Below are 6,877 nucleotides of genomic sequence, written 5' to 3' on the forward strand. Positions count from 1 at the left end.
GCGCGGTCGCGCGGACGGCCCCCTGTGTGGTGCGCGCCCCCCTGGGCGGTTCTCCGCCGCCCACGACGGGCTCAGCTCAGATCGAACTCCCCGTCACGCGCGCCCAGGACGAACGCCCGCCACTCCGCCTCCGTGTACCGCAGCACGGTGTCCGGATCGAGCGAGGAGCGCATCGCCACCCCACCCCCGGGAAGGTACGCGATCTCCACCCGCTCCTCGTCCTCGCTGGTACCGGGTGCGCTCACCCACTCCACACCGGAGATGTCGAGGGCGTACAGCTCTTCCTTCACGCGTTCCTTGTCGACTGCGTCGGCCATCGCGCGGTGCCTCCCTGGGATCCCTCGGACGTGATGTGTCGTGGCCCTACCCCCGCGCTCGCGCGCGTACGCGTGCGATCCCGCCGAGGCCGTACGCGGACCCTGACCGGGACCCGTGTCCACGCGTCCTGGATCACCAGGACCACGGTGGCACCGACCCCGCGTCCGCGCGTGTACCCGTGCGGTACGGACCGTCTCCCGGGTGGCCGGGGCGCTCCCCGGTCACCCGGCGCCCGAGCCTATGCGGATCACCGATCCGCCAGCCACCCCACCTGGATCAGCGGCGCGCCGCGCTTGCGGGAGACGAAGGTGGCCCGGCCCGGTGGCATCGGGCGGGGGCGGACCCCGCCGATGAGGTCGCCCTCGATCGGGTCGCCGGAGAGGACCACCCCCTGGGCGCCGAGTTCCTTGACGCGCTGCACGAACGGTTCGTACAGGGCCCGGGAGGCGCCCGCCGCGTTGCGCGCGACGATGAAGCGCATGCCCACGTCCCGGGCGAACGGCAGCTTCTCCACCAGCGCCGCCATCGGGTTGGCCGACCCGGACGACACCAGCTCGTAGTCGTCGACGATCACGAACAGCTGGGGCCCGGTCCACCAGCTGCGGTCGCGCAACTGCTGCGGGGTGATGTCGGGCTGGGGCGCGCGACGGCCCATGACCGTGCTGATGGCGTCCATGTGCAGCTCCATCGCCGACGCCATCGGCGCGTACTCCAGCAGATGGGAGGGGGCCACGGCCTCCAGCATGGTGCGCCGGTAGTCACCGACCACGATCCGCGCCTGGTCGGGTGTGTAGCGCTCGGTCAGCCGCTGGGCGATCAGCCGCAGCAGACCGGTCTTGCCGGACTCGCTCTCGCCGAAGACCAGCAGGAACGGATCGGTCTCGAAGTCGATGTACACCGGCTCCAGGCTGGTCTCGTCGATACCGATCGCGATGCCCGGACCCTCGTCGCCCCGGGGCAGCGCGTCGGCCGGGAGCATCCGGGGCAGCAGCCGGACCGGCGGCGCGGGCGGATGGGGCCAGTGACCGCGTACGGAGGAGACGAAGGCGGCGACACCGTCGGCGAGGTCGGCCGCGGAGCTGACCGAGTCGATCCTCGGCAGCGCGCTCATGAAGTGCAGCTTCTCCGGGACCTGGCCCCGGCCGGGCACCCCGGTCGGCACGTTCGCGGCCACCTTGCGGTCGAACTCGGAGTCCATGACATCGCCGAGGCGCAGTTCGAGACGGCCGAGCATCTGGTCCTTCAGGGCCGCGCGCACCTCCATGTACCGCGCGGCGGTGAGGATGACGTGGACGCCGTAGCCGAGACCGCGCGCGGTCAGGTCGGCGATGACCGGCTCCAGCTGCTCGTAGTCGTTCTTGAACCCGCCCCAGCCGTCGATGACGAGGAAGACATCGCCCCACGCCTCGCCGGGCAGCTCCCCGGCGGCGCGGCGCCTGCGGTAGGTGGCGACGGAGTCGATGCCCTGGGTACGGAAGAACTCCTCGCGCCGGTTGAGCACGCCCAGCACCTCGGCGATGGCGCGCCGCACCCGCTCCGGGTCGAGCCGGGAGGCGACCCCGCCGACATGCGGCAGCCCGGCGAGGGAGGCCAGCGCGCCGCCGCCGAAGTCCAGACAGTAGAACTGGGTCTCGGCCGGGGTGTGGGTGAGGGCGAAGGAGGCGATCAGGGTGCGCAGCAGCGTCGACTTGCCGGACTGCGGACCGCCGACGACGAGCATATGACCGGCGGCGCCGGAGAAGTCCCGGTAGAGCACCTCCCGCCGCTGCTCGAACGGCTTGTCGATGAGGCCGAGGGGGACGGTGAGCCCGCCGGGGCGGGTGTACTCGGTGGCGCTGAGCCCCCGGTCCGCCGTCGGCGCCAGCCCCGGCAGCAACTGGTCCAGGGTGGGCGCCCGGTCCAGCGGCGGCAGCCACACCTGGTGGGCGGGGACGCCCTGCCCCTCCAGCCGCCGCACGATCACATCGAGGACGGTGTCCGCCAGCGCCTCGTCGTCCCCGCCCCCGGCCCGCGCGGACCCGTCCGGGTCCGGCGTCGCGTACACCACCGGTACCGGCGCGGCGGTGAAGACGGCGGGCCCGCGGACGACGGGCAGCGCCCCCGGGGCCAGTTCGGGGCCCCCGGCCCGGTAGACGCCGGAGACATAGGCGGCCTTGAAGCGGGTCATCTCGCCCGTACCGAACGTCAGATACCCCGACCCCGGCACCGACGGCAGATGGTAGGCGTCCGGGACCCCGATCGCGGTGCGCGACTCGGCCGCCGAGAAGGTCCGCAGACCGATCCGGTACGAGAGGTAGGTGTCCAGCCCGCGCAGCTTGCCCTCCTCCAGCCGCTGCGAGGCCAGCAGCAGATGGACCCCGAGCGAGCGGCCGATCCGGCCGATCTGGATGAACATGTCGATGAAGTCGGGCTTGGCGGTCAGCAGCTCGGAGAACTCGTCGAGGACGAGGACGAGCGAGGCCAGCGGCTCCAGCGGGGCCCCGGCGGCGCGGGCCTTCTCGTAGTCGTGGATGTTGGCGTAGTTGCCGGAGCGGTGGAGCAGCTCCTGACGGCGCTGGAGTTCGCCCCGGATCGCGTCGCCCATCCGGTCCACCAGCGTCAGATCGTCCGACAGGTTGGTGATCACGGCCGCGACGTGCGGCATCTGGGACATCCCGGCGAAGGTCGCGCCGCCCTTGAAGTCCGCGAGGACGAAGTTGAGCGTCTCGGAGGAGTGGGTGACCGCGAGCCCCAGCACCAGGGTGCGCAGCAGCTCCGACTTGCCGGAGCCGGTGGCGCCCACACAGAGCCCGTGCGGGCCCATGCCCTCCTGCGCCGCCTCCTTGAGGTCGAGCATCACGGGCTGGCCGTCCTCGCCGACACCGATGGGCACCCGCAGCCGCTCCGCCGTCGACCGGGGCCGCCAGGTGCGCGCGACATCGACCCCGGCCGCGTCGCCGAGGCCGAGGAGGTCGGTGAAGTCCAGATTGGCCAGCAGTGGTTCGTCCTCGTCGCCGCCGCCGACCCGCAGCGGGGCGAGCTGGCGGGCCAGCGCCTCGGCGGCGGGGAGCGACAGCAGGTCGGGCACGCCCTCGTACGCCACCCGGTGGCCGGAGGCCAGCCGCAGCCGCCCCTGCCGGGCGTCGATCGTCAGCCCGCCGCGCGGCTCCTGAAGCTCACCGGGGACCACCTCCACGATGGTGACGCCCTGGAGTCCCTCGGCGGCCGCGAACAGGGAGTCGGGCGGGACCACGGCCCCGTCGAGGACGAGCACCACATGTGGCTCGTCCAGCACCGGGCGGTTCTCCCGGGCGAACCGGGGGCGCCCCTCCAGCTTCCCGTGGAGCATGGGCTCCACCGCGTCGAGGCCGTCGCCGAAGAGCCGCTTGGTGCCCGCGCCGTCGACCTGGCCCGCGACCTGGCTGTGCGGAAGCCATTTGGTCCAGTCCCAATGGGGCGCGGAGTCCGGGCCCGCCACCACGGCGACCAGCAGGTCCTCGGGGGAGTGCAGGGTGACCAGCTGCCCCACCAGCGCCCGCGCCGCCGCCCGCGCCGACTCGGCCTCGCCGGAGACCGTCAGATGGTAGAAGGCGCGCAGGGAGATGGCCATGGGCAGGTGGTCGAGGGAGCCGTGCACGGCCAGGAACTGCTGCATGGCGCCCGCCGCCAGCGGCTCCAGCTCGTCGACGGGGGCGGTGTCGGGCGCCACCAGCGGGGTGGCGAGCTGCTGGGTGCCGAGCCCTACCCGTATCTGGGCGAAGTCGTCGTCGCCGACCCGCCGTTCCCACACCCGCGACCCCTCGGCCACCAGCGCCCACAGCTGCTCGGGGTCGGGGTTGAGGTAGTACTGCGCGTCGCGCTGGCGCCGGGCCGTCCTGCGGACCGTACGCCGCGTCTGGGCCAGGTACTTGAGGTAGTCGCGGCGGATGTCGGCGAGCTGCCCCTGCGTACCCCGGCGGTAGCGGACGACCTGGGCGACGACCATGGCGACCGTCGAGACCAGCATCAGCACACCCATGATCCGCATGAACGGCGGCGCCTGCGGCGAGAAGAAGAAGACCACCGACGAGCCCATGCCGAGGACCGGCAGGATCTGCATCAGCATGCCCTCCTGCTGCCCACGGGGCAGTTCGGGCGGCGGCTCCAGGACCAGTTCGCCGGTGGGCACCTCGGGAGGCAGCGACCTCGGCGGGCGTTTGACGACGATCTGGCTCACCGGAGCATCAGTCCCTTGGTGTACGGAGGCGTGCGGACGGGCGAGTTCCGCACCGACGCCCCCGTGAGCGGCGGGCCCCCTCCGCGCGACCGCGATCCTACTGGCCCGCCCCCGGGGTGACGCCGGGTAGGGTGGCGCGCGCACCGCGACACCCGGTGGGGCACCGGGGTGCCGTGGGTGCTGGGGGAGAAGAGCGGATACGGGCGCGGCCCGTCGTACCCGGCGCCCTATGGCCCGCCGCCCGCCGCGCATGAGCGCGCCCGGGGCGGGACCGCTCAAGGAGCAGTTCGAGCAGCAGGGGGTCCACACCGTGAGTACGACCGCAGCGACCGGATTCTGCCGGGTCACCGTCGTGGCGCCGGACAGCCGGATCGACGTGGCGCTGCCGGAGGACATCGCCGTCGCCGACGTCTACCCCGAGATCCTGCGGCTGACCGGGCAGACCCAGGCACCGGGCGTGCCCACCGGGTACCACCTGGTCCGCCGGGACGGCACGGTGCTGGACCCCGGGCTGACCCTGGCGGCGCAGAGCGTGCTCGACGGCGAACTCCTCAGCCTGCGGCCCTTCGCCCAGTCGCTGCCGCCCGCCGTCTTCGACGACGTCTCCGACGCGGTGGCCTCGGCCGTCCGCCGGGACCGCCATCTGTGGAGTGACGAACTGCTGCGGGTCGCCGGGTTGGTGGGGGCGGTGGTGCTGCTGGTGCTGATGGGGTTCGTGCTGTGGTTCGCCGACCCCGTCCGCCATGACATGCACGGACTGCCCGGGATCATCGCGGGCGCGGCCGGAGTGCTGCTCACCGCCTTCGCCGGAGTCCGCGCCCGCGTCTACGCCGACCGGGCCACCGCCGTGGCCCTCGGACTCGGCGCGCTGCCGCTGCTGCTGATCGCCGGATCCGGGATCATCGGGCCCGACGCGGGGGCGGGGCCGGGCAAGCTCCAGTTCCTGCTCGGCTGCGTCACCGTGCTGATCGCCTCGGTCGCCCTGGTCGCGCTCACCCCCAGCGGGGACGCCCCCTTCGTCGCGGCCACCCTCCTCGGCGCCACCGGCACCCTCGCCACCTTCATCGGCATCCTCACCGAGGCGACCGCCACCGGGATCGCCGCCGTACTCACCCCCGTCGCCATCGGACTGATCGCCTTCCTGCCGGGGCTCTCCGCCCGCTTCGCCCGGCTCCCCATCGGCTACTCCGCCCCGCGCAGCGCCGCCGAGGACGAGTTCCACGACCGGGACCGGACTCCCGAGCCCGAGCCGGTCGACGGCGAGCGCATCGCCCTCCAGGCCCGCCGCGGCCACGAGATGCTGCTCGGTCTGGTCGGCGGCTGCGCGGCGGTCGCCGTGGGCAGCGCCGCCGTGCTCGGCTTCTCCGGCGATTTGTGGGGGCAGCTCCTCGCGCTCGCCAGCGGGCTCGCGATGCTGCTGCGGGCGCGGCTGTTCCGCTACACCTCCCAGGTCTGCTGCGCGCTGGTGGCGGGCATCGCCTCGCTGGCGCTGCTGGTCCTCGGACTCTCCCTCAACCCACCACCGGCCCTGGTGCGCGAGCTGGTGCTCTACGGGGACCGGGGCGGCCTCGATCTGCGCGCCATCTGGCTCACGGCCGCCGTCGCGGCGGGCGCGGCGCTGATCACCGCGATCGGACTGGTGATCCCGAAGAAGGGGGTCTCGCCGTTCTGGGGCCGCTTCCTCGATCTGGCCGAGGGACTGTTCCTGCTCGCGCTGGTGCCGCTCTGCCTGGCCGTCCTCGACGTCTACGACGCCGCCCGCTCCCTCACGGGGTGAGACGGCTCTCACGGGCCGGCCTTCCCCGGCGTGGGGCACCGACCGACACCCCCGGGCCGCGCGCACCGACGCCGTAGCAGCAGATACCAGGGAGCGGCGCCGTGGAAGCCGTAACACCAGAACGCCGCAGCCGCAGCCGTAGCACCAGATACCAGGGAGCGACGCCGTGGCGGCGGACCGGTGACGTGATACCCGCGCGTCCGCCCCCGGGTGTCCCCAGCGTTCACGGCCCTCCCGGGCCTGGCCGCCCCCCGGCCCCGCGTGATACCCGACGACAGTTGACGATCTTCGTGCTTGACTGCGCCGGGCCGTGATCACCGGCCTGACCTGCTCGTTTTCATCACCACCATGGGGGAATCATGATCACTCGTACGCTGCTGAAGCCCGCCCTGCTGGCCACCGCCACCGTGGCCGCGCTCGCCCTCGCCGCCCCCGTGGCCGTGGCGGCGACGGCCCCGGCCGCCGTCCCCGTCGCGGCGGTGGCCACCACGGCCACCACCCCCGGCCTCGCCGCGCTCGCCGCCGAGGCGGCGCGTACCGCGGCCGTCGCCGTCGTCAAGCGCGCGGAGCTGGCGGCCGCCCAGGAC

The 6,877-nt window shown here is 73.5% G+C and carries 4 protein-coding genes; 2 read left to right on the forward strand and 2 right to left on the reverse strand.

Features of this window, described 5'->3' with window-relative positions; genetic code table 11:
• Positions 1–71 precede the first annotated feature (71 nt).
• Both ACFVIM_RS30855 and eccCa read right to left on the reverse strand, forming a co-directional pair.
• Positions 72–317: a DUF397 domain-containing protein gene (locus tag ACFVIM_RS30855; protein WP_384308333.1), complete on the reverse strand. Its 246-nt coding sequence runs from the start codon at positions 315–317 to the stop codon at positions 72–74.
• A 248-nt stretch (positions 318–565) separates the two neighbouring features.
• Complete coding sequence (gene eccCa / locus ACFVIM_RS30860; RefSeq protein WP_384308335.1) at positions 566–4,513, reverse strand: type VII secretion protein EccCa; 3,948 nt, start codon at positions 4,511–4,513, stop codon at positions 566–568.
• Between the two features lie 250 nt (positions 4,514–4,763).
• Between eccCa and eccD the strand changes: the two genes are divergently transcribed.
• Together eccD and ACFVIM_RS30870 are read left to right on the forward strand one after the other, a co-directional pair.
• Complete coding sequence (gene eccD, locus ACFVIM_RS30865) at positions 4,764–6,290, forward strand: type VII secretion integral membrane protein EccD (protein ID WP_384308337.1); 1,527 nt, start codon at positions 4,764–4,766, stop codon at positions 6,288–6,290.
• Between the two features lie 359 nt (positions 6,291–6,649).
• The coding region (locus ACFVIM_RS30870) for a hypothetical protein (protein WP_384308339.1) at positions 6,650–6,877 on the forward strand (228 nt) is incomplete at its 3' end.

The organism is Streptomyces sp. NPDC057638 (genome assembly GCF_042800315.1).
Taxonomy (GTDB): Bacteria; Actinomycetota; Actinomycetes; order Streptomycetales; family Streptomycetaceae; genus Streptomyces.

Coding starts and splice junctions, on each gene's coding strand:
- ACFVIM_RS30855 (WP_384308333.1), bottom strand. CDS start 317: ATGGCCGACGCAGTCGACAAGGAACGCGTGAAGGAAGAGCTGTACGCC.
- eccD (WP_384308337.1), top strand. CDS start 4,764: ATGAGCGCGCCCGGGGCGGGACCGCTCAAGGAGCAGTTCGAGCAGCAG.